Annotated in this window: 16 protein-coding genes and 1 pseudogene; 7 read left to right on the top strand and 10 right to left on the bottom strand. The window is 64.7% G+C overall.

What is annotated here, in order from left to right:
- A complete protein-coding gene (locus BDD18_RS00205) occupies positions 1-1,566 on the bottom strand; it encodes a 3-hydroxyacyl-CoA dehydrogenase (protein WP_142080699.1) in 1,566 nt (521 codons plus the stop codon).
- Positions 1,567-1,729: 163 nt separating this feature from the next.
- On the opposite strand from BDD18_RS00205, the gene BDD18_RS00200 reads away from it, so the two are divergent.
- Positions 1,730-3,826, top strand: coding sequence for a hypothetical protein (locus tag BDD18_RS00200; RefSeq protein ID WP_244938948.1), 2,097 nt, complete (start codon positions 1,730-1,732; stop codon positions 3,824-3,826).
- Positions 3,827-3,927: 101 nt separating this feature from the next.
- On the opposite strand, the gene BDD18_RS00195 is transcribed toward BDD18_RS00200, so the two are convergent.
- From BDD18_RS00195 to thiO, 4 genes are read right to left on the bottom strand one after another with little or no spacing between them, the layout of a single operon-like run.
- The gene (locus tag BDD18_RS00195; RefSeq protein ID WP_142080697.1) at positions 3,928-4,833 is read right to left on the bottom strand and encodes a thiamine phosphate synthase; all 906 of its coding nucleotides are present in this window, start codon (positions 4,831-4,833) and stop codon (positions 3,928-3,930) included.
- Positions 4,826-5,638 (bottom strand): thiazole synthase, encoded by an 813-nt coding sequence (locus tag BDD18_RS00190; RefSeq protein WP_066782779.1) that lies wholly within the window; start codon positions 5,636-5,638, stop codon positions 4,826-4,828. Before BDD18_RS00190 ends, BDD18_RS00195 begins: the two co-directional genes overlap by 8 nt.
- Before the next feature lie 14 nt (positions 5,639-5,652).
- Entirely contained in the window at positions 5,653-5,850 is a 198-nt protein-coding gene (gene thiS / locus BDD18_RS00185; protein ID WP_044394592.1) for a sulfur carrier protein ThiS, read from the bottom strand.
- Positions 5,847-6,977 carry a glycine oxidase ThiO gene (gene thiO, locus BDD18_RS00180; RefSeq protein WP_142080695.1) on the bottom strand — a complete coding sequence of 377 codons (1,131 nt, stop codon included), beginning with the start codon at positions 6,975-6,977 and terminating at the stop codon, positions 5,847-5,849. Before thiO ends, thiS begins: the two co-directional genes overlap by 4 nt.
- Positions 6,978-7,237: 260 nt before the next feature.
- Between thiO and thiD the strand changes: the two genes are divergently transcribed.
- Positions 7,238-8,140: a bifunctional hydroxymethylpyrimidine kinase/phosphomethylpyrimidine kinase gene (thiD, locus tag BDD18_RS00175; RefSeq protein WP_142080692.1), complete on the top strand. Its 903-nt coding sequence runs from the start codon at positions 7,238-7,240 to the stop codon at positions 8,138-8,140.
- A gap of 58 nt (positions 8,141-8,198) precedes the next feature.
- Here the strand turns inward: thiD and BDD18_RS00170 are convergent, their stop codons facing one another.
- From BDD18_RS00170 to BDD18_RS22335, 3 genes are all read right to left on the bottom strand, one after another.
- Entirely contained in the window at positions 8,199-9,500 is a 1,302-nt protein-coding gene (locus BDD18_RS00170; RefSeq protein WP_142080690.1) for a purine-cytosine permease family protein, read from the bottom strand.
- Between the two features lie 254 nt (positions 9,501-9,754).
- Entirely contained in the window at positions 9,755-10,663 is a 909-nt protein-coding gene (locus BDD18_RS00165) for a pseudouridine synthase (RefSeq protein ID WP_142082436.1), read from the bottom strand.
- Positions 10,664-10,910: 247 nt separating this feature from the next.
- Complete coding sequence (locus tag BDD18_RS22335; protein WP_244939041.1) at positions 10,911-11,051, bottom strand: hypothetical protein; 141 nt, start codon at positions 11,049-11,051, stop codon at positions 10,911-10,913.
- On the opposite strand from BDD18_RS22335, the pseudogene BDD18_RS23030 reads away from it, so the two are divergent.
- Positions 11,026-12,952 (top strand): annotated as a pseudogene (locus BDD18_RS23030) (methyl-accepting chemotaxis protein). The gene BDD18_RS22335 and the pseudogene BDD18_RS23030 overlap by 26 nt on opposite strands.
- A gap of 73 nt (positions 12,953-13,025) precedes the next feature.
- Here BDD18_RS23030 and BDD18_RS00150 read toward each other — a convergent pair.
- Positions 13,026-14,126: a DUF72 domain-containing protein gene (locus BDD18_RS00150; protein ID WP_211360700.1), complete on the bottom strand. Its 1,101-nt coding sequence runs from the start codon at positions 14,124-14,126 to the stop codon at positions 13,026-13,028.
- 116 nt (positions 14,127-14,242) lie between these two features.
- Here BDD18_RS00150 and BDD18_RS00145 point away from each other — a divergent pair, with 116 nt between their 5' ends.
- The 3 genes from BDD18_RS00145 (at position 14,243) to BDD18_RS00135 (ending at position 18,768) form a co-directional block, all read left to right on the top strand.
- Entirely contained in the window at positions 14,243-16,606 is a 2,364-nt protein-coding gene (locus tag BDD18_RS00145; RefSeq protein ID WP_142080687.1) for a Tex family protein, read from the top strand.
- Between the two features lie 83 nt (positions 16,607-16,689).
- Positions 16,690-17,517 carry an HDOD domain-containing protein gene (locus BDD18_RS00140; protein WP_142080684.1) on the top strand — a complete coding sequence of 276 codons (828 nt, stop codon included), beginning with the start codon at positions 16,690-16,692 and terminating at the stop codon, positions 17,515-17,517.
- Between the two features lie 48 nt (positions 17,518-17,565).
- Positions 17,566-18,768, top strand: coding sequence for a patatin-like phospholipase family protein (locus BDD18_RS00135; protein WP_142080682.1), 1,203 nt, complete (start codon positions 17,566-17,568; stop codon positions 18,766-18,768).
- 38 nt (positions 18,769-18,806) lie between these two features.
- Here the strand turns inward: BDD18_RS00135 and BDD18_RS00130 are convergent, their stop codons facing one another.
- The gene (locus BDD18_RS00130; protein WP_142080680.1) at positions 18,807-19,943 is read right to left on the bottom strand and encodes an iron-containing alcohol dehydrogenase; all 1,137 of its coding nucleotides are present in this window, start codon (positions 19,941-19,943) and stop codon (positions 18,807-18,809) included.
- 85 nt (positions 19,944-20,028) lie between these two features.
- Here BDD18_RS00130 and BDD18_RS00125 point away from each other — a divergent pair, with 85 nt between their 5' ends.
- Positions 20,029-20,898: a 2-keto-4-pentenoate hydratase gene (locus tag BDD18_RS00125; RefSeq protein WP_142080677.1), complete on the top strand. Its 870-nt coding sequence runs from the start codon at positions 20,029-20,031 to the stop codon at positions 20,896-20,898.
- Positions 20,899-20,920 lie beyond the last annotated feature (22 nt).

Raw genomic sequence — 20,920 nt, 5'->3', positions numbered from 1 at the left:
TCAGCTTTCTTCGACGTGGGTCAGGCTCAGGCCGATGGCGCCTCGCCGGCGCAGCCAGGGGCTGGGGCGGTAACGGGTGTCGCCGTACACGGTCTGCATGTTGAACAGCACTTCCAGGATATTGGTGGGCCCCCAGCGGTCGCCCATGGCCAAAGGCCCCAGTGTGGTGGGCCCCCAGCGGTCGCCCATGGCCAAAGGCCCCAGTGGGTAGCCCAGGCCCAGGGTGACGGCGGTTTCCAGATCCTTGGGTGAGCAAATGCCTTGCTGGCAAATATCTGTCGCGATGTTGATGATGGTGGCCACCACGCGCTGGGTGACAAAGCCGCCGCTGTCACGGATCACGCTCACGGGCTTGCCATCGCGGGCAAACAGGGCGTGCGCGGCGTTGCGAATGTCCACGCGCGTGGCCGGGTTGGTGGCCAGTACGCGCCGCTTGGTGGCGGCTTCTTCCACCAGCATGTCGATGCCAATGGTGCGGGCCGGGTCCAGCCGTTCGACCACTGCCACGGTGGTCACGTCAAACCCCAGGGGGGCGACCAAGGTGATGGCTGTGGGTGAGGGCGATGCACCGGTCTCGATGGCGGCGCCCAGGTCCTTGAGTAACTGGTACAGCTCCATGCGTCGCGATGCTCGGGGCGAGACCCACACGGGCGGTATGTCTTGCACCACCGGGACAGGCGGCTCTGCGGGCACCTGGGCCACACCGTTTTCGTAGCGATAGAAGCCATCTCCCACTTTCTTGCCCAGCACCCCGCCTGCCAGCCGTTGTGCCGTGATGACGCTGGGGCGAAAGCGCGGCTCTTCGTAATACTGGTGGTAAATGGATTCCATCACGGGGTGCGACACGTCCAGTGCCGTCAGGTCCATCAACTCGAAGGGCCCGAGCTTGAAACCCACCTGGTCGCGCAGGATGCGGTCGATGGTGGCGAAGTCGGCCACGCCCTCGCTGACGATACGCAATGCCTCGGTGCCAAAACCACGCCCGGCGTGGTTGACGATGAAGCCCGGTGTGTCTTGCGCCTGCACCGGGGTGTGCCCCATTTCGCGGGCGTAGGCTGTGAGGGCTTGGCACAGGGCTGGATCGGTCTTGAGGCCTGCCACCACCTCTACCACCTTCATCAGCGGCACGGGGTTGAAGAAATGGAAACCGGCCAGTCGTTCGGGTTGCTGCAACGCGGCTGCAATGGCCGTCACAGACAGGGAAGAAGTGTTGGTTGCCCACACCACGTTGGCTGGCAGGGTGCGCTCCAACTCTGCGAAGAGTGCTTGCTTGACCTCAAGACGCTCCACCACCGCCTCAATCACCAGTTGGCAAGACCCGAGTTCAGCCAAAGTGTTGGCAATTTGCAACTGTTGATTCCAGGCCTGGACTTGCTCCTCTGTCACGCGGCCTTTGGCGGCGAGTTTGGCCCATTGCTGCTGGATGGCTTGCTTGGCTTTGTCTGCTGCGCCGGGCTTGGAATCAAGCAACCAGACGTGACTGCCCGCTTGTGCCGCAATCTGCGCTATGCCTTGGCCCATGGCCCCCGCGCCCACCACGGCGATGCTGGAAAAATGAATTTTCATAGCGCGATTATGGCTGCGGCCCTGCGTTGCCACTTATGTGCAAGAATCCAACGAGCCAAGAACAAAATTAATTGTGAAACTCCGTAACAACATCCTTGGAGCCGGTCTGTGGGCTATCGCAGCCGGTGCTTCAGCGCTTTCCCTTGGGGCAAGCAGGGGAGCTGTGGTCCTGGGTAGTTCGCTCGACCTCACTTTTGATGTGCAGCCAGATACTGGCTCGGACGTGGCTTCTTCTTGTGTTGCTGCTACGGTGAAGTCGGGCGATGCGCAATTGAGCGAATCGAAGGTCTTCGTCACGCCCTTGCCAGAAACCAGCGGACGTAGCGGCGTTCGTGTGCAAGCCTCTGTCGCTATCGACGAGCCCATCGTCCAGGTCACCCTGACAGCGGGCTGTGCGGGCCGGGTGGCCCGTACCTACATTTTCTTTGCAGACCCTCCGCAGACGGCACCGCGCAGCGTTGCAGTTCCTGGGCCGCAAGCGACGGTGACCACTCCATCGCGCATCGCAGCACCGACAGCGGTGGATGTGCCCGTCTCAAATTCCGCTCCACAGGGTAGCAGCGCCACCGTTCCGCGCCCTGCGCCCACCAAGGCGGCATCTGCGCCCGCTGTGGCGCGCAAAGAAGCGCGTGTTTCCCCGCGTCCATCGGTAGTCAAGCAGGCTGCGCCCCGGGAGCCTGCGCGCTCTCGGCTGGTGATGGAGCCTTTGGATGCCTGGCTTGAAATGCCGCTGGCCCTGCGCACCACGCCGGAACTGCCACAAGCCCCCGCATCAGAAACTTCACCCCAGCGGGAGCAAGCGGCTGCGTTGTGGCGTGCCTTGAATCAGGATCCCCAGACATTGGCGCAGCAGGAAGCAGCCCTGCGTAAGCTGGAAACCGAATTGACCCAGTTTCGCGCCAGCGCGAGCCGTAACCAGGCCGCGACCGCTGAGTTGCAAAGGCAGGTGCATGAGATGGAGGCTGATCGCCTTCCCTCGTGGATGGTCTACGGCTTGGGTGGCGCGCTGGCCGTGGCCCTGGGCTTGTGCGGATGGTTGTGGCGCCGCTCTGACCGGGCGGCATCCAAGTCCGAACGTTCATGGCGTGAAGCCGTGGCGGTCAGCAGCCGAAGGGCTGACGAGCCAAGTGTGGTCGATCTGGAAACTGTGGAAGAGGTGGTTGCACCGCCTACAGACCGCTGGGGTCGTCCTCTGACCCCTGCTGCGACCCCGCCCGTGGCTGCGCCCATGCCTGTGGTGCAGGCGGTAGCGTCAGAAAATGCGGCCGAGCCCGGTGAAGTCTCGCTGGAGGACGCTGGTTTTGAACCGGCCCCCACGGCTGCACCAGCAGCGCAGGCACCACTGCACCACATCATCAATCCAGAAGAGCTGTTCGATATTCAGCAGCAGGCAGAGTTTTTCGTGTCCGTGGGCGAGCACGACCAGGCCGTCGAGGTGTTGCGCCAGCACATCGCCCAGCATGAGGAAACCTCGCCGGTGACGTACCTGGATTTGCTGCGCCTGTACCGTACCTTGAGCCGTGCTGCAGATTTCAACGCCCTGCGCCAGCAGTTCATGCGCCATTTCAATGCGCATGTGCCGGAGTTCTCGGCGTTTGACCGCCTGGGCAAGCCGCTGGACCAGTACCTGGAAGCCCTGGCTGAAATCGAGGCCGAGTGGAGCTCTCCCAACGTGCTCCATGTGCTGGAGAAGCATATGTTCTACCGGCCCGGTGACACGCGCAAGGCGCCCTTTGATCTGGCTGCCTTTGATGACCTGCTGCTACTGTTGGCGATTGCGCAGACGACGCCATCGAGTGCGCGGGGCGCACCACCTCCGCGCAAACGTACCACGCCGCATCCACAGACTTTTGAGGCCGCAGCCGCGCATGCCTTGAGTTCGCTGGCGCCGCTGGACCACACGCCAGACTTCCCTCTGGACTCGCTGGCAGCCGCCCTGGAGTTTGGCTTTGAGCCGCCCGCACCGCGTGCGGAAGCTGCGGTGGACGAGAACAAATTGGCACCTCAGGAGCCCAAGCCGGTAGTGCAGCCTCCTGCATCAGCTTCTGCTGTCGGCTCGAGAGGTGCAAAGTACCAATCGTCCGTCACGCTGGACATTGATTTGTCTGAGCCCGTTCCCATCACCATCAGTGATTTGCCAGCTGTTTTGGTAACCCCGCCTCCAGCCCCTGGCACACCGATTGGGTTCGGGTCTTCCAACGATCTGATGGAGTTGAGCTTGGAGCTGGAGCCGCTCAAGCCCACTGATAAGAAGCCCTGAGCGGGTGGTTTGAGGGGTTGCGCAACCCAGCTTTCCGATGCCGCAGCAGCAGCCTTGCGGTGACGCAGGTGGAAATATCAACAACCCCGCCCGCAGGTCACTCAACCTCGCATTGCCGCCATCAGGCTCGCTGCAGCTTCTTCAGGCTGGTCGGCATTGACCAAGGCGCGCACTACCGCGATGGAGCCGACCCCGGTGGCCAATACCTCGGCGAATTGATCTTGCCCTATCCCGCCGATGGCAACTTGAGGGTAGCTCTTCATGAGTTTGGCATAAGCCGCCAGCCGCCCCAGCCCTTGCGGAGCCGTCGCCATTTTTTTCAACGTCGTAGGGAACACGGCGCCCATGGCTATGTAGCTGGGGCCCACCGCATCGGCGCGCACCATCTCGGCATACCCATGGGTGCTGACGCCCAGCCGCAGGCCTGAATCGCGCAGGGTCTGCAGTTCTTCGGGGGTGAGTGCGTCCAGGTCTTCCTGCCCCAGGTGCACACCGTAGGCCCCGGCGGCAATGGCTTCCCGCCAGTGGTCGTTGATGAACAGCAGGGCGGGGGTGCCCGCGACTGCAGCCACGGCTTTGCGCACTTCCTGGGCAATCGCTACAGCGTCATCCGACTTGTAGCGCAGCTGTACCGTGGGCACGCCCGCATGTGCCATGCGGCCCACCCAGTCGGCATCGGGCAACACGGCATACAAGCCGAGTGCCTGGGGGCAGGTGACAAAGGCACTGGTCCGTGGTGTAGTTTGCAAGCCATAGTCGCGTGGGTCACTGGGCCAGAGTGCTGCGTCGAACTGACCGGTGCGCGTGGATTGAGCAAGCCAGGCACGGGCCAGGCATTCTGCGTCGTGGGCGATGAAGCCCAGCTGGCTGCAGGCGTGCAAAGCGGCCAGGTACACAGGATCTTTACCTGTGGGCGCTGGGGGTTGCAGCGGTTCAAACCCCGCAAACGTTGCTGCGTGCAAGCTCTGGATGGATTGGGCCATGGCGGCCGTGGTGGCATCAAGCATGTTGGTCGTGGTGCCAGAAGGGCGTGCCCAGCACGGGGGTGCTGGGCTGGGCGGAGTCCTGTGCGGTCATGGCGCCTGCGCGGTAGGCAGCCCGGCCAGCCTGCACCGCATCGGCAAAAGCACCGGCCATGGCCACGGGGTCTTGCGCCAGGGCCACGGCCGTGTTCAGCAGCACACCGTCATAGCCCCATTCCATGACCTGGCACGCGTGGGAGGGCAGGCCCAGGCCTGCATCCACCAGCAGTGGCACGCTCAGCCGCTCACGCAAGGTTTGCAGCGCGTAGGGGTTCACAGGGCCGCGACCGGTGCCAATGGGCGCAGCCCAGGGCATGACGGCCTGGCAGCCGACATCGACCAAGCGTTGGCACAGCACCAGGTCTTCGGTGCAGTAGGGCAGCACCTGAAAGCCTTCTTTGATGAGGTGCTCGGCCGTGCTCACCAGGTTCAGCGTGTCGGGCTGCAGGGTGTAGTCGTCGCCGATCAGTTCCAGCTTGATCCACGGGGTGTTGAACACCTCGCGGGCCATCTGGGCGGTGGTGATGGCTTCCTGGGCGCTGTGGCAGCCCGCGGTGTTGGGCAGCACGGGCACATTGAGCTTGCGCAGCAGCTCCCAGAAGCTGGCGCCGCTTTCGGCCGGGTTGCTGCCCTGGCGGCGCAGAGATGCCGTCACCATGGCGGGCTGCGACCGCGCCACGGCGGCTTCCAGAATGGCGGGCGAGGGGTACCGGGAGGTGCCCAGCAGCAGGCGGCTGGTGAAGGTGTGGCCGTAAAGGACCAGCGAATCTGGAGAGGTAAGAGCGGTCATGGGTTGTTGGGGCATCAGCCGCCCGTCACAGGGGAGATGATTTCTACGCGGTCGCCCGGCTGCAAAGCGTGTGCTGCGTAGCGCGTGTTGGGCACAAAGCTGGTGTTGACAGCGACAGCGAAGGGCGGCCGGGCCTGGATGGCGGCCACGGCATCGGTGACGGTGGCGCCTTCCGGCAGTTCGTAAGGATGGTTGTTGATGAAAATCTTCATGCCAATGCGCTGGCTGCCTGAACGGCGGGGGCTGGTTGCCCCAGCAGTTCAAGCCGCAGATCAAATCGTTTTGAAAGCTGCGATTGTCCTGTGTTCAGAATTTCCAGGGTGACGTCCAGCATTGCCGGAGAAATCATGAAGCCGTGCCGGTACATGCCATTGACCTCCAGCACGCGCGGCTGGGGCTGGCGAATGGCGGGCAGGTTGTCGGGCAGGGTGGGGCGGCACTGGGTGCGAATTTCGAGAATGCGCGCCTCGGCAAAGCCAGGGTGCACGGCATACGCTGCGCTCAGCAGCTCCAGCGTCGATCGCACGCTGGCGGGCGACAGGTCGTCGGACTCTATCTCGGTGGCGCCAATCACAAACACATGGTCTTGCTTGGGCGCCAGGTAGATGGGGTAGCGGGGGTGCACCAGGCGGGTAGGGCGTTGCAGGGTGACATCGGGTGCGTACAGGCGCACCACCTCGCCTCGCACACCGCGCAGGTCTTTCCAGTCCTGGCGAGCGCCCAGGCCTCGGCAGTCCAGCACCCAGTCGGGTTGCCCTGGCGTGCCCGGTGCAAAGGCCTCGGGCGTGCGGGGCGCATTCCAGTGCATCTGCACACCCAGCCGTGTCATTTCAGCGAACAGGCTGGTCAGCAACTGGCGGTTGTCCAGCTGGCCTTCGCCCGGCAGATACAGGCCGTGATTGAAGCGCTCTGCCAGCGTAGGCTCTGCTTGTGCCAGAGCAGCGCTGTCCAGCTTTTGCAGTGGCAGCAGCTCCGGGGTGGTTTGCTGGTTGGCTTCCAGCACGCGCGTAAAGCGTTGGGCTTCTGCAGCGTCTTGGCGGTGCCAGACGATCAAGGTGCCCGCCTGCTGAAAAAATACCGATTCGGTCAGCGACGCAATCAACTGCTGCCAGCGTGGCAGCGCGTAGTGGCCCATGCGCACCACGCCTGGCTCGGTGATGGCGGATTCGGCCAGCGGTGCCAGCATGGCGGCGGCCACCGTGGCGGCCGATTGTTCTGCCTGGGGGCTGCCTGCGTCGTAAATCTCAACCCGGTGGCCCTGGCGTGCCAGCTCTACGGCGAGCAGGCGGCCCATGAGGCCGGCGCCCAGAATTGCGAAGGATGAAGGAGAAAGTGACATAGGGGTCCGTCTGGCGTCCGTCTGTAGAAAGGCAACAGTGGACAAAACGGAGGGCGCAGCGCCGTTGGTGGAAACTCCCCACGCCAGCATGACCTGGATCGGGTAGCGGGGCGCAGTGCAGCGTGGCTGCGGGCCCCAGGGTATTTCTCAGTCACACACCGTTGAAGCGGCGGGACACCCCTGTTTCGTCCGGAAAAAACAATTACAGCACATCCCCTTTTGGCGTGGCTTGACCTGGCGCATAGGCCATAATTTTTGCCATGACTTCCTCTTCTACAGGGCTCCACGCGGGCCGTCCACACGCACGCGTGTTGCCCAGTGACGCGCGCGTGTCATCCCGTTACGCACGCGTGTTGTCGATTGCCGGCTCAGACAGCGGCGGCGGCGCAGGCATTCAGGCCGATCTCAAAACCTTCAGCGCTCTGGGCTGCTACGGCATGACGGCCATCACCGCCATCACGGCGCAAAACACCTGCGGCGTCACGGGCATCCATGGCGTGCCGCCTGACATGCTCAAGGCCCAAATCGATGCTGTGGTGCAAGACATTGGCGTGGATGCGGTCAAGATCGGCATGCTGCATTCGCCCGAAGTGGTGCGCGTGGTGGCCGATGCCATTCGCGCCTACCAGTTGCCCCATGTGGTGCTGGACCCGGTGATGGTCGCCACCAGTGGCGACCGACTGATTGCGCAGGAGACTGTGGGCGTGCTGGTGAGTGAGCTGTTCCCGCTGGCCGAGGTGATCACGCCCAACCTGGACGAAGCGGGCTGGCTGCTGGGCCGCAGCCTGCAAGACGCCGATGCCCTGGAAGCCGCCGCGCAAGACCTGCGTGCGCTGGGCGCGCAGGCGGTGCTGCTCAAAGGCGGGCACTTGTCCGGCGATTGGGTGGTGGATGTGCTGTCGATGCCCGGTGCACCGCAAGCGCACAAGCTTCAGTCGCCGCGCATTGCCACGCACAACGGGCATGGCACCGGGTGCACGCTGTCGTCCGCCATTGCTGCCCACCTGGCGCTGGGGCTGCCGCTGCAGCAGGCGGTGGAGCAAGCCCGCAGCTACATCCTGGGCGCAATTGCCGCCGGAGCCGATGTGACCACGGGGCGCGGCCATGGGCCGCTGAACCACGGCTACGCACCCATCGCGCAGCGGGTGTTTGAGAATTCTTAATCATTTTGGCCGCGAGCGCTTATCAATAAAGCGCTGACAGCTCATATTTTGATAGCAATCAGCGCGCCTTGGGCCGGGTGGCCCAGGCCAGCGCAAAGCTGAACGCCAGTGCTGGCAAGGCCGATCCAGCGCCCGGCAAAACCTTGGGTGCCAGGTGGTACACCGCAATGCCCGCCAGCCACAGTGCCACGGGCAAGGCGTTCACCACCCGGGCCTGTGCCAGCAGCGTGGGGGCGTGGGTGCCAAACGCCAAGCGCCCCAGGATGACGCCGAACAGCGGCACGAACACCGAACTGAGCAGTAGCAGGAAGGGCTCTAGGCTGTGCATGGGCAGCACCAGGGCGAGACCCGTGCACAGGGCGGCCACTGCCAGCCCCCAGCGGCGAATGCTCCAGCGTGGCAGCAGGCTGTGGGCCGACACCGCGCCGGAGTAGGTGTCGCCATAAGCGTTGTCCACCTCGTCGATCAGTATCAGCGACAGCGCAATCAGCCCGCCCTGCGCCAGCAGCAGCGCCTGCACCAGGTCGGTAGAGGGCAACGTCAACGCCACCAGCACGCCCAGGCTGTAGCACCACATGTTGGCCAGCGCATAGCCCAGCCAGGTACCGCGCAGCGCAGCGCCGCCGCTCTTGCCGTGGCGGGCGTAGTCGGCCACCAGCGGCAGCCACGAGATGGGCATGGCGATGACCAGGTCGAGCGCGGGCAGCACGCCCATGCCGCCAGCGCCCTGCCGGTTCCACAGCGCACTCAAGCCCTGGGCTTGCGCCAGCGACACAAACTGCCAGCTCAGCCACAGCAGCGACAGCACCACCAGGGGCAGGGCCACGCGGGCGATCAGCTTGCGCACCAGTTGCACCATCGACCCGCTGATGAGCAGCATCACCACGCAGCCCCACAGCAGCGTGGCCAGTACGGGCCACTGGGCCCCTTGCAGGCCGCCAGATTGCTGCCCAATCGCTACGGTGGCATCGCGCATCACCACCAGCTCAAACGTGCCCCAGCCCACCAGTTGCACGATGTTCAGCACGATGGGCAGGCTGGCAAAGCCCCGGCCATACACCGCATGCATCAGCCCCGCGCTGGCCAGGCCGCTGTCGCAGCCCAGCTTGGCCACCCAGCCCAGCAGCCCGGCGCCCAGCAGCGAGCCCGCCACAATTGCCCACAAGGCCTCCTGGGTGCCCAGCGCGGGCATCAGGTAGGCGCCGACCTGCATGACCAGCAGACCCACGCCCAGGCTGAACCAGAGCGAGGCGTGGTCGTGCCACTGAAAGACGCGGCGATCGGCAGACACGGGCACCAGGGCCTCGTTGATTGCCGATGGTTGGGCTGCCGATGGGGCAGGGGGGTGGGGTGACGTCATGCAAAAGCTCCGCAGCGGTCTGTTCAATCAGATAACAACAGCGCAAGGCGGCAACGCCCGCCCTGGCGCTGCCCGGTGCGGGGCATGGCTGTGGCGTGACGGCTTCCCTGCGCGAGGATGATCTCGGGCCTCAGTCTTGGTGAAAGGGGCGCAATCAGGTTCAAAGGGACTCTCTCAGCCTGCAACTTGCGCTGCAGACACCCCTAGCACGCATTGGCGGCCGGAGGCCATCCAATGCGGGTTGGATTGTAGGTCTACGCCGCTGCGGACTCAGGCAGGGGTTCAATCACGGGCCACTGCAGGCGCAGTCGGCTTTCAAAGTGGTGCTCTTGCCCGGTCAGCGGGTCGGTAAAGCGCAGCGACCGGGCCAGCAGCTGCAAGGGGCGCGAGTAGTCGCCTTCGGGCGGGTCGTTCACCTCGGGGTAGAACGGGTCGTTGCGCAGTGGCAGGCCCAGCGCGGCCATGTGCACGCGCAGCTGGTGGCGTTTGCCGCTGATGGGCTCCAGCCGGTACAGCGCCCAGGGGCCTTGCACGGCCTGCACGGCCATGTGCGTGTGGCTGTTGGGCTCGCCGGACACCTCTTGCATGCGAAAGAACTGTGGTGATTCCTCCATGCGGCTGCGGTGTTCACGCGGAAAGGGGATGTCAGCATTCCAGGGCGCCACGGCGTCGTAGGTCTTGGCCATGCTGCGCTCCCTGAACAAGGCCTGGTACGCGCCCCGCGTGCGCGGCTGCACCGAGAACAGCACCAGCCCCGCCGTGTCGCGGTCGATGCGGTGCAGGGGCGATAGATCTGGCAGGCCCAATTGCCGCTTCAGCCGCACCAAGAGCGACTGCTGCACGTAGCGCCCCGTGGGCGTGACGGGCATGAAATGCGGCTTGTCGGCCACCAGCAGATGCTCGTCCTGGTACAGCACCTCGTGTTCAAAAGGCAGCTCGGGCTCGTTCTGCAGATGGCGGTAATAGAACAGGCGCACGCTGCCTTTGACCACCTGCTCGGGGCGCACAGGCAGGCCCAGCGCATCCACCACATCACCGGCCAGCATGCGCGCCAGCCATTCATCGCGGCCCACCACAGGCAGGTGGGCGGCCAGCCTGTCGAGCAATGGGGCTGCATGGTGCGCGGGCAGCACCACGCAACTGGGGCTCACGCCTTCGCGCATGGGCAGGGGTGTTTCGGTGGGGCGAGGGGGGCTCAAAGCGTCAAGGGTGCCGGGGAGGGGGCGAGCAGGAAAGCCCAAAAAGCATAGCACCGGGATTCACCCGCTGCCTGTGTGCAGAGGACTGAACACTGGTTGTTAATCATTGTGAATTATCGGGTTACTATCAATTGTTTTTCTTGTAAAAAAATATCATCAAACAATCTTTTGAGCATGATCAAGTCATTTTCTTGAATCATCGTGTAATTATTTATTGCAAATTGATGAATTTGGCAATAAATTTGATAAAAACATATTCATCAAGGATGGCCATGTCTCCCGTATCCCAGCGCTCCGTCGCTTTCAAACTTTCCCTGGCGGCGTTGGTGAGCCTGTTGTTGGTCTTGCTCACCACCATGACCCTGGTGAGTCTGTTTATCTGGCGGGACTTTGGTGCGGTATCGCGCCACGATGCCCACCAATATGCGACCCAGATGCGCACCCTGGTGCAGAGCTTTGATGAAACCGCTCAAGAGCAAGCCAAGCGGGACTTTGTGCTGTTCAAGTCGCGCTTTTCGGGTGACTTCAGTGTGCAAGAGCAGCCCGGTGCGGACGGCAGGCCCGAAGCCGTGCTGAATTTTCAGGGGGTGCCCCTGAACGGCAACTTCGAGGGGGTGGACCGCTTCACCAAAGACAGTGCGGGCGCCATTGCCACCATTTTTGCGCGCACGGGTGATGACTTCATCCGCGTGACCACATCCCTCAAAAAGCAGGATGGCGAGCGCGCCTACAAAACCCTGCTGGACCGCAACCACCCCGCCTATTCGCTGATGCAGGAAGGCAAGACGTACATCGGCCGCGCCAGCCTGTTTGGCAAGGAATACATGACGGTGTAAGAGCCCATTCGCGAGGGCAACCGCACGATTGGCATTCTGTTCATCGGCACCGACATGAGCGCCATCCTGGGCAGGCTGGCCCAGGTCATGGGCTCGCAAAAGCTGTTTGAAACCGGCGCGGTGTATGCGGTGAACGTGTCCACCGCGCCCTGCGCGGGGGCGCACATCGGGCCTGGCCAGTGCCCTGGTGGTGGATGAAAAAACCGAAGAAGGCAAAGCCTGGCTGGCCAAGCTGACCGAGAAAGACCAGACCGGCGAGTTGGAGGTGGCCTGGTCGCCCCGCCTGGGCGCTGGCGCGCAGCAGCGCCAGTTTGTGGCCACCGAACGCTATAAGCCCTGGAACTGGGTGATCGTGGCCGAGGCTCCCCTGTCAGAAATGATGAAAAACGCCCGCGCCGTGCTGATCTGGCTGTGGGTGGGCGTGCTGGCCGCGCTGGTCATCCTGACCGTGGTGTTGGTCTACGCCACGCGCCGACTGGTGGGCAAACCGGTGCAGCAGCTCAGCGCCGCGCTGGGGTTCCTGTCGCAAGGCGACTTGACGCGGTCGGTGGACATCTGATCCAACGACGAGATTGGCGCCTTGGGCCAGGCCATGGAAGGTTTTCGCCAGCGCCTGGCGGAAAGCCTGGGCACGGTGCGCCGCAGTGCTGAAAGTGTGTCGTCCGCCAGTTACGAGATCGCCCAGGGCAACCAAGACCTCTCGGCCCGCACCGAAACCCAGGCCAGCTCGCTGGAGGAAACGGCTGCCAGCATGGAGGAGCTGGGCTCCACCATTCGCCACAACGCCGACAACGCCTCGCAAGCCAGCCGCCTGGCGGCCAGCGCCAGCCAGGTGGCCGCGCAAGGTGGCGACGTGGTGGCGCAGGTGGTCAGCACCATGCACAACATCAATGGCAGCAGCCAGAAGATTGCCGACATCATTGGTGTGATCGACGGCATCGCGTTTCAGACCAACATCCTGGCCTTGAACGCCGCCGTGGAAGCCGCCCGCGCGGGCGAGCAAGGCCGAGGCTTTGCCGTGGTGGCCAGCGAGGTGCGCAACCTGGCGCAGCGCACGGCAACCGAGGCCAAGGCCATCAAGGAGCTGATTGGCGCCAGCAGTGCCATGGTGCAAGAGGGCTCGGTGCTGGCCGACAAGGCGGGCACCACCATGGGCGAGGTGGTCAGCGCCATCCAGCGCGTGGCCGACATCGTCTCGGAAATCAGCGCCGCCACGGGCGAGCAAAGCGCCGGGGTGGGCCAGGTGGGGCAGGCGGTCACGCAGCTCGATCAGGCCACCCAGCAAAACGCGGCCCTGGTGGAAGAAATGGCGGCTGCCGCCAGCAGCCTGCGCACCCAGGCCGAGCAGATGGTGGAGGCCGTGGCCCAGTTCAAGCTGGGTCAGGAGCCAGGGCAGGCGCTGCAACTGGGGCGCTGAGTCTGCATGAATTTGCTATTAAGTTAATAGCTGCTTGCGCTTGATGGATAAGCGCTAGAGGCCAAAAAGGCTCTTATCCGGTAGCAGTGCCAGGGCTTGGGCTTGGGCTTGGGCTGGCTGATGTGTGTAGCGCTCGCACATGCTGCGCCAGTCGCTGCACGGTCAAGGGGGCGCAGCCCTCGGCATGGTTGCTGATGGTGACGTAGGCGTTCTGGCCCCTGCCGGTGATGCCGACGATCACCTTGGCCAGGGCTTCGTGTGTGGCGGGGTCCAGGTCGTGCAGCCGGTCGTAGGGGGCGTAGCGCTTTTCCGCGTCTTCGTAGCCGTAGGGGCCGTGCACTTCGTTCAGGTTCCAGCGGCACACCAGGGGCGTGGGCCACAGCGCCCGCAGCAGCGGCAATTGGTCTGCCAGTGGTGGCAGCTTGGGGTGCAGGCCCAGGCAGTAGGTTGCGCCGGCGTTGCGCAGCACGGCGGCAAATTCGGGCGTGAGCCACTCTGGGTCACGCACCTCCACGGCAATCACCCCATCAGGTGCCCGGCTGGCCACGGGTGGCAGGGCTTGTAGCAGCGTGCGCAGCTGCTCCAGCACCTGCGGCATGCGATCCAGCAGCGCCATCGGCAAGGGGCTGATCTGGAACACCAGTGCGCCGACTTTGCTGCCCAGACCTTCCAGTGCAGGCTCCACAAATTCGCGCAGCGCCAGTTCGGGGTTCAGAAACGCGGGGTTGGGCTCGCGGCCCCGGCCGTCTTCGGTGCGCACCAGCGCGTCCGTCACCAGGCTGGGGGCTTTGACCACAAAGCGGAAGTCCTCGGGCACCTGCTCGGCGTAACGCTGGTATTGGCTGACGGTGAGCGGCCGGTAAAAGTTACGGTCCAGGCTCACGGTGCGCAGCAGAGGGTGGGCTGCATAGGCCGCCAAACCTTGCTTGGACAACTGCGGTGCCTCGTATACGGCATCCCACACCAGACCATTCCAGGCCGGGTAAGTCCACGACGACGTACCCATGCGCAGCTGCGGCGGCAGCGCCTGGGCCAAGGCATGCAGCGCATCATCCTGCGGTGCCGGGCACACCTTCAGCCCCTGGCCGCGTTTGGCGGGGGCGGCGTCGGCGGGGCCAGAGGCAGGCGGCGGCGCAGGTGGGGCGGGCGGTGCGCCAAACAGGTCGTCTTGCAAAGGCAAAGCAGTCAACAACGGGGGGAAGGGGTGGGGATGTTAGCCCCGCTCAGGCCTGTGGCAAACTCCCGCGCTTCGCGTTTTGTTCGTTTGAGTATCAGAGAGTTTGCCCACACATGCAGCAGATCATTCGGCAACTGGCCGCAGAAATCAAAGTAGGGGAGCAGCAGGTCCGCGCTGCCGTCGAGTTGCTGGACGGTGGTGCCACGGTGCCCTTCATCGCGCGCTACCGCAAGGAAGTGACTGGCGGCCTGGACGATATCCAGCTGCGCGAACTGGAAGCCCGCCTGTCGTACCTGCGCGAACTGGACGAGCGCCGCGCTGCGGTGCTCAAGAGCATTGATGAGCAAGGCAAGCTGACCGATGCCCTGCGTGCCGCCATTGCCGCCGCGCCCACCAAGCAGGAGCTGGAAGACATCTACCTGCCCTTCAAGCAAAAGCGCCGCACCAAGGGCCAGATGGCCCGCGAATTCGGCATCGAACCGCTGGCCGACAAGCTGTTTGCCGACCCCACGCTGGACCCCGCCGCAGAGGCCGTGGCCTTCATCCGCCCGCCCGAAGTGCTGGACGACGGCAAGACCGGAGCCGATTTTTCGACCGTGCCCGCCGTGCTGGACGGGGTGCGCGACATTCTTTCCGAGCGCTGGGCTGAGGATGCCGCGCTGGTGCAAAACCTGCGCGAGTGGCTGTGGGCCGAAGGCCTGCTGCGCTCCAAAAAGGTGGAAGGCAAGAACGAGAACGACCCTGAAGTCTCGAAATTCCGTGACTATTTTGAATACGACGAGCCCATTGGCCGCGTGCCTTCGCACCGGGCGCTGGCCGTGTTCCGCGGTCGTGGTCTGGAGATTCTGGAAGCCAAGCTGGTGCAACCGGTGGAGCCAGAGCCCGGCAAGCCCAGCCTGGCCGAAGGCAAGATTGCGCTGCACCTGGGCTGGAGCCACCAGGGCCGCAAGGCCGATGACCTGATCCGCAAGTGCGTGGCCTGGACCTGGCGTGTGAAGCTGAGCCTATCCACCGAGCGCGACCTGTTCACCCGCCTGCGCGACGAGGCCGAAAAAGTCGCCATCAAGGTGTTTGCCGACAACCTGCGCGACCTGCTGCTGGCCGCACCCGCCGGCCCGCGCGTGGTGATGGGCCTGGACCCCGGCATTCGCACCGGCGTGAAAGTGGCGGTGGTGGACGCCACCGGCAAGCTGGTAGACACCGCCACGGTGTACCCGCACGAGCCCAAGCGCGACTGGGATGGCTCGCTGTTCACGCTGGCCAAGCTGTGCGAAAAGCACGGCGTGAACCTGATCGCCATTGGCAACGGCACGGCCAGCCGCGAGACCGACAAGCTGGCCGCTGACCTGATCAAGATGGCCGCCAAGGCCGACCGCGCCATTGAGAAAGTGGTGGTGAGCGAAGCGGGCGCCTCGGTCTATTCCGCCAGCGAATACGCTTCTCAGGAAATGCCCGATGTGGACGTGAGCCTGCGCGGCGCGGCCTCCATCGCCCGCCGTCTGCAAGACCCGCTGGCTGAGCTGGTGAAGATCGACCCCAAGAGCATTGGCGTGGGCCAGTACCAGCACGATGTGAACCAGAGCGAACTGGCCCGCACCCTGGGCACGGTGGTGGAAGACTGCGTGAACTCGGTGGGGGTGGACCTGAACACGGCCAGCGTGCCGCTGCTCTCCCGCGTGTCGGGCCTGTCGGCCAGTGTGGCCAAGGCCGTGGTGCGCTGGCGCGAGGCCAATGGGGCGTTCAAAAACCGCAAGCAGCTGATGGACGTGGCCGGCCTGGGCGCCAAAACTTTTGAGCAGAGCGCGGGCTTTTTGCGCATTCGTGGCGGTGACAACCCGCTCGACATGACCGGGGTGCACCCCGAAACCTACCCCGTGGTCGAGCAGATCATGGAAAAGACGGGCAAGCCCGTGGCCGAGCTGATGGGCCGGGCTGACATGCTCAAGACCCTGAAGCCCGAGCTGTTCGCCAACGAGAAGTTTGGCGTCATCACCGTCAAGGACATTCTGGGCGAGCTGGAAAAGCCCGGCCGCGACCCGCGCCCCGACTTCAAGGTGGCCCGCTTCAACGACGGCGTGGAAGACATCAAGGACCTGAAGGAGGGGATGATTCTGGAAGGTACCGTGAGCAACGTCGCCCAGTTTGGCGCGTTTGTGGACCTGGGTGTGCACCAGGATGGCCTGGTCCACGTGAGCCAGCTCGCGCACAAGTTTGTGAACGACGCCCGCGAGGTGGTCAAGACCGGCGACATCGTCCGCGTCAAGGTCATGGAAGTGGATGTGGAGCGCAAGCGCATCGGCCTGTCGATGAAGCTGGATGCCGCCCCCCGCCAGTCGGGCGACCGCGGCCAGCGCGACAACCGCTTTGAAGGTGCAGGGCGCGGCTACCAGCAGCCCCAGCGCCGGGCGCCAGAGCCCGCGCAGCAATCGGCCATGGCCTCGGCGTTTGCCAAATTGCAACAGGCCAAGGGGCGCTGAAGGCGCGGCGGGCGTTTCGCTCACCGCTGCCGGGGTGGCGCGGCCATAATCGCCGCAACCACCACCGACGCGCCCCCTGAACCATGGAGCTGAACGCACTGCTAGGCCAACCCGTGGCGCTGCCAAGCCTGCCGCGCACGGTGGCGTTGCTGATGAACGAGCTGGCGCAGCGCGAGCCCAGTTTGCGTCGGCTGAACCTGCTTTTTGGTTCAGACCCGGTGCTCGCCGCGCGCCTGCTGGAGCTGGCCAACGCACCCGCGCACCAGCTGACCCGCCAGGTGGCGGGCATTTCTGAAGCCCTGGTGCTGCTGGGCAGCGCCCCGCTGCAAACGCTGGTGTCGTCTGCCACGCTGGGCACGGCGGCCCGTGCGGTGCCGGGCATCAACCTGCAGCAGTTCTGGCGCTACAGCCTGCACACTGCCAAGCTGGCGCGTTCACTGGCTGGGGTGGTGTTCCAGAACCCCACGGCTGCGTATACCGCTGGCTTGCTGCATGGTTTGGGTGAATTGCTCATTCACCTAGGCAACCCGCAAAAGGCGCAGTCGATGAACACCTTGGTGCTACCGCTGGACATGCGCCGGGGCAAGATCGAGCAACGCATCCTGGGCTACAGCTACAGCCATGTTTCTGCGGCGCTGGCCCAGCGCTGGCTGCTGCCCCAGGTGGTGGTGGATGCCTTGCAGTACCAGGCCGCGCCTTTTGAGAACACAGCCTACGAGCCACTGGCGGGTGTCATTCACCTGGCGGCCTGGCGCGTGCGGGGCCGCGAGGCCGGACTCTCTGAGCGCGAGCTGGCAGTGACTTTTCCGGGCGAGATCGGCCTGATGCTGGGCCTGGACATTGACATGGTGCTGCAGCAAGACCCCATCGACTGGACGGTGCGCCCCGACGCCGCAGACTACCTGGTCTGACGCTCGCGCCCGCCGCGCGCGGGCTGCTGCGCTGCGACAATCGGCGCGATGAAAGCACTGCGAATCCACGCTGGCCCACTGGCCTACCAACACCTGGCCCAGCGCGGCCTGCAGCCGTCTGATGTCGGGGTGGTGCCCGCCGCAGCCGGTGGGCCCAAGGGGCTCATCCTGGGGCCGCTTGACCGGTTTTTGTTTGGCCAGTGGTTGCCGCAATCTGCCCAGCCGGTGCACCTGGTGGGTGCATCGATTGGCGCGTGGCGCATGGCCACCGCTTGTCTCAATGACCCGGTGGCTGCCCTGCAGCGCCTGGAAGACGCCTACGTGCGCCAGCACTACGAGGTGCCCCCGGGCAAGAAGCGCCCCCCCGCATCGCAGGTGAGCGAGCAGTTTGGGCAAAACCTGCAAAGCTTTTATGCCGGGCGGGTGGACGAGGTGCTGCAGCACCCGCGCTACCACCTGCATGTGATTGCAGCGCGTGGCCGCCATGTGCTGGGGCGGGAGCACCCGGTGGCTACGCCGCTGGGCTACCTGGGCGCATTCTTCAGCAACACCGTGCACCGCAAGGCACTGGGCGCCTGGCTGGAGCGGGTGGTGTTCTCCTCGCCCCTGGGGGATGGGTCTGCGGGCGCACCGCTGCCCGCACCGCTCCCGTTCGGCACGCACGACTTTCGCACCCGGCAGGTGCGCCTCACGCCTGCCAACTTCATGAACGCCTTGCAGGCGAGTTGCTCCATTCCGTTCGTGTTGCAGGCGGTGCACCACATTGAGGGGGCTCCGCCCGGTGCCTATTGGGATGGCGGGCTGACCGACTACCACATGCATCTGGCCTACCATCAGCCGCAGGGTGCTATCAATAACATAGCTGCTAGCGCTTATTCAGAAAGCGCTGCAGGCCGATTTGACTCACAATTTACTATGGGCGGATCTGAAGCCTTGCAGGGCGCAGGCCTGGTGCTGTACCCGCACTTTCAGCACCAGGTGGTTCCGGGCTGGCTGGACAAGGCGCTGCGCTGGCGCCACAAAGCCACCCCGGCGCTCGACTCGATGGTGGTGCTGTCGCCCGATCCGCAATGGGTGAAGACCTTGCCCAACGCCAAGCTGCCCGACCGCCAGGATTTCACCCACTACGGGCCCGACACCGCTGCGCGCAGCAAGGCCTGGCTGGCTGCCACGGGGGCAGCCCAGCAATTGGCTGATGAGCTGGCCCAGTGGCTGCAGCGGCCCGACATGGGGGTGGTGCACCGGTTGTAGGGCTGGCTTGGTGGGCACAGCCGCCGGGCACCACGTTCTTACAGGCTCTGGTGCAGCATTTCCCGGTATTGCTCGGGCGTGGCAACGCGCGGGTTGGTCTTGTGGCAGTGGTCGGCCATGGCGCCTTTGATGATTTCGTCGAACATGCTTTCCGTCACACCCATGGCGGCCAGGCCAGTGGGCAGGCCCAGGCGGGCGTTCATGTCGCGGATGGCTTCGGGGATGTCTCCTGCGCTGGCCAGGCCCATGGCGTGGGCCATGCGCTCTAGGCGCTTTTCCTTTTGCACCGATTCCGCCTGCGCATTGAAGCGCACCACGGCGGGCAAAAACATGGCATTGAGCGTGCCGTGGTGCAGGCGCGGGTTCACGCCGCCCAGGCTGTGGCTGAGCGAATGCACCGCCCCCAGCCCCTTCTGGAAGGCCATGGCCCCTTGCATGCTGGCGCTCATCATGTTCAGGCGCGCTTCGCGGTCGCTGCCGTTGCGGGTGGCTTTTTCGATGGCAGCCCAGCCGCGTTCCAGGCCATCCAGTGCAATGCCATCGGCCGGCGGGTTGAAGGCGGCAGACATGAAGGTTTCCATACAGTGCGCAATGGCGTCCATGCCGGTGGCTGCCGTGAGCATGGGGGGCAGGCCCAGGGTGAGTTCAGGGTCGCAGATGGCGGCCTTGGGCACCAGGTTCCACGAGTGAAAGCCCAGCTTGCGGTGGTCGTCCACGATGATGATGGCGCCGCGCGCCACCTCGCTGCCCGTGCCGCTGGTGGTGGGCACGGCAATGACCGGCGCGGTGCGCTCGCTGATGCGCGGGGAGCCGCCTTCAATCGTGGCGTAGTGGGTGAGGGGGCCTTCGTGGGTGGCTGCAATGGCAATGCCCTTGGCGCAATCGATGGCCGAACCGCCACCCACCGCAATCAGGCCATCGCAGCCCTGAGCCTGGTACACCGCCACAGCCGCGCGCACGGCGGCTTCGGTGGGGTTGGCCGGGGTCTGGTCGAAAACGGCCAGTGGCAGGCCGGGCAGGGCGTCCAGCGCTTTTTGCAGCACCCCGGCGGCTTTCACGCCGGGGTCGGTCACGATCAGGGGGCGGGTGATGCCGACCCGATCACATTCCTGGCGCAGCAGTTGCACCGCGCCAAACTCGAACTGGATCTGGGTCACGTAGTTGATGAAAGCCATGGTGTGAGATGGATGTGGAGAAGAACGCCAGCGATTACGATAGCCGCCAGCCCGCAAAGGCCCACTTTATAAGGAGGAGACGCACATGCCTACGAAGCAAACCCTGATGACTGTTTTGCTGGCCGTCACTTGCGCGACAAGCGCCAGTGCCCAGTGCCTGAGCGATGCGCAGGTGTCTGACCTGGTCGCCAACTACGTGGCCAAAAAGCCCGCCGCCAATATCGAAGGCTTGTCAGACGCTGACGGCGCCTGCACCCGCGCCAAGGTCAACAGCCTGCTCGCGCAGCGCTTTGGCAAGGTGGTGGGCTACAAGGCCGGGCTGACCAACCCTGCGGTGCAAAAGCGCTTCAACACCGACAAGCCCGTGTGGGGCAAGCTCTACGAAGGCATGGTGCTGGCCAACGGCGCGGCAGTGGATGCAGCCTTTGGTGCCCGCCCACTGTTCGAGGCCGACATGCTGGTGCGCGTGAAAAGCGCCCACATCAACCAGGCCAAGACGCCCATGCAGGTGCTGGAGTCGATTGACCAGGTCATTCCGTTCATCGAACTGCCCGACCTGCTGGTGCAGGCGCCGCCCAAGCTCAACGGCGCTGGCGTCAGCGCCATCAATGTGGGCGCCCGCCTGGGCGTGGCCGGTGCGCCGCTGGCCGTGCCAGCCTACCGTGCAGAGCGCTATGCGTTCCTGCAGGCTCTGGCCGACATGCAGGTCAGCCTGACCGATGGCGCCGGGACCCGGCTGGGTGGCGGCAAGGGCAGCGACATTCTGGAGCACCCACTCAACGCCGTGGTGTGGCTGGCCCAGGCCCTGGCGCAAGAAGGGCTGGCAATGCAGCCGGGCGACTTGATCAGCCTAGGTTCTTTCTCGCCCTTGCTGCCACCCAAGGCCGGCTTGTCAGTCACAGCCACATTCGAAGGGCTGCCAGGTGCCGAGCCTGTGCGGGTGAGCTTCAAGTAGGCGTTGCCCCAATTTTTCGACC

The sequence above is a fragment of the Acidovorax temperans genome, assembly GCF_006716905.1.
In the GTDB taxonomy this organism is placed as follows: domain Bacteria; phylum Pseudomonadota; class Gammaproteobacteria; order Burkholderiales; family Burkholderiaceae_C; genus Acidovorax; species Acidovorax temperans.
The sequence above is the reverse complement of the archived record's forward strand: the minus strand, read 5'-3'. Positions and strand labels throughout refer to the sequence as shown.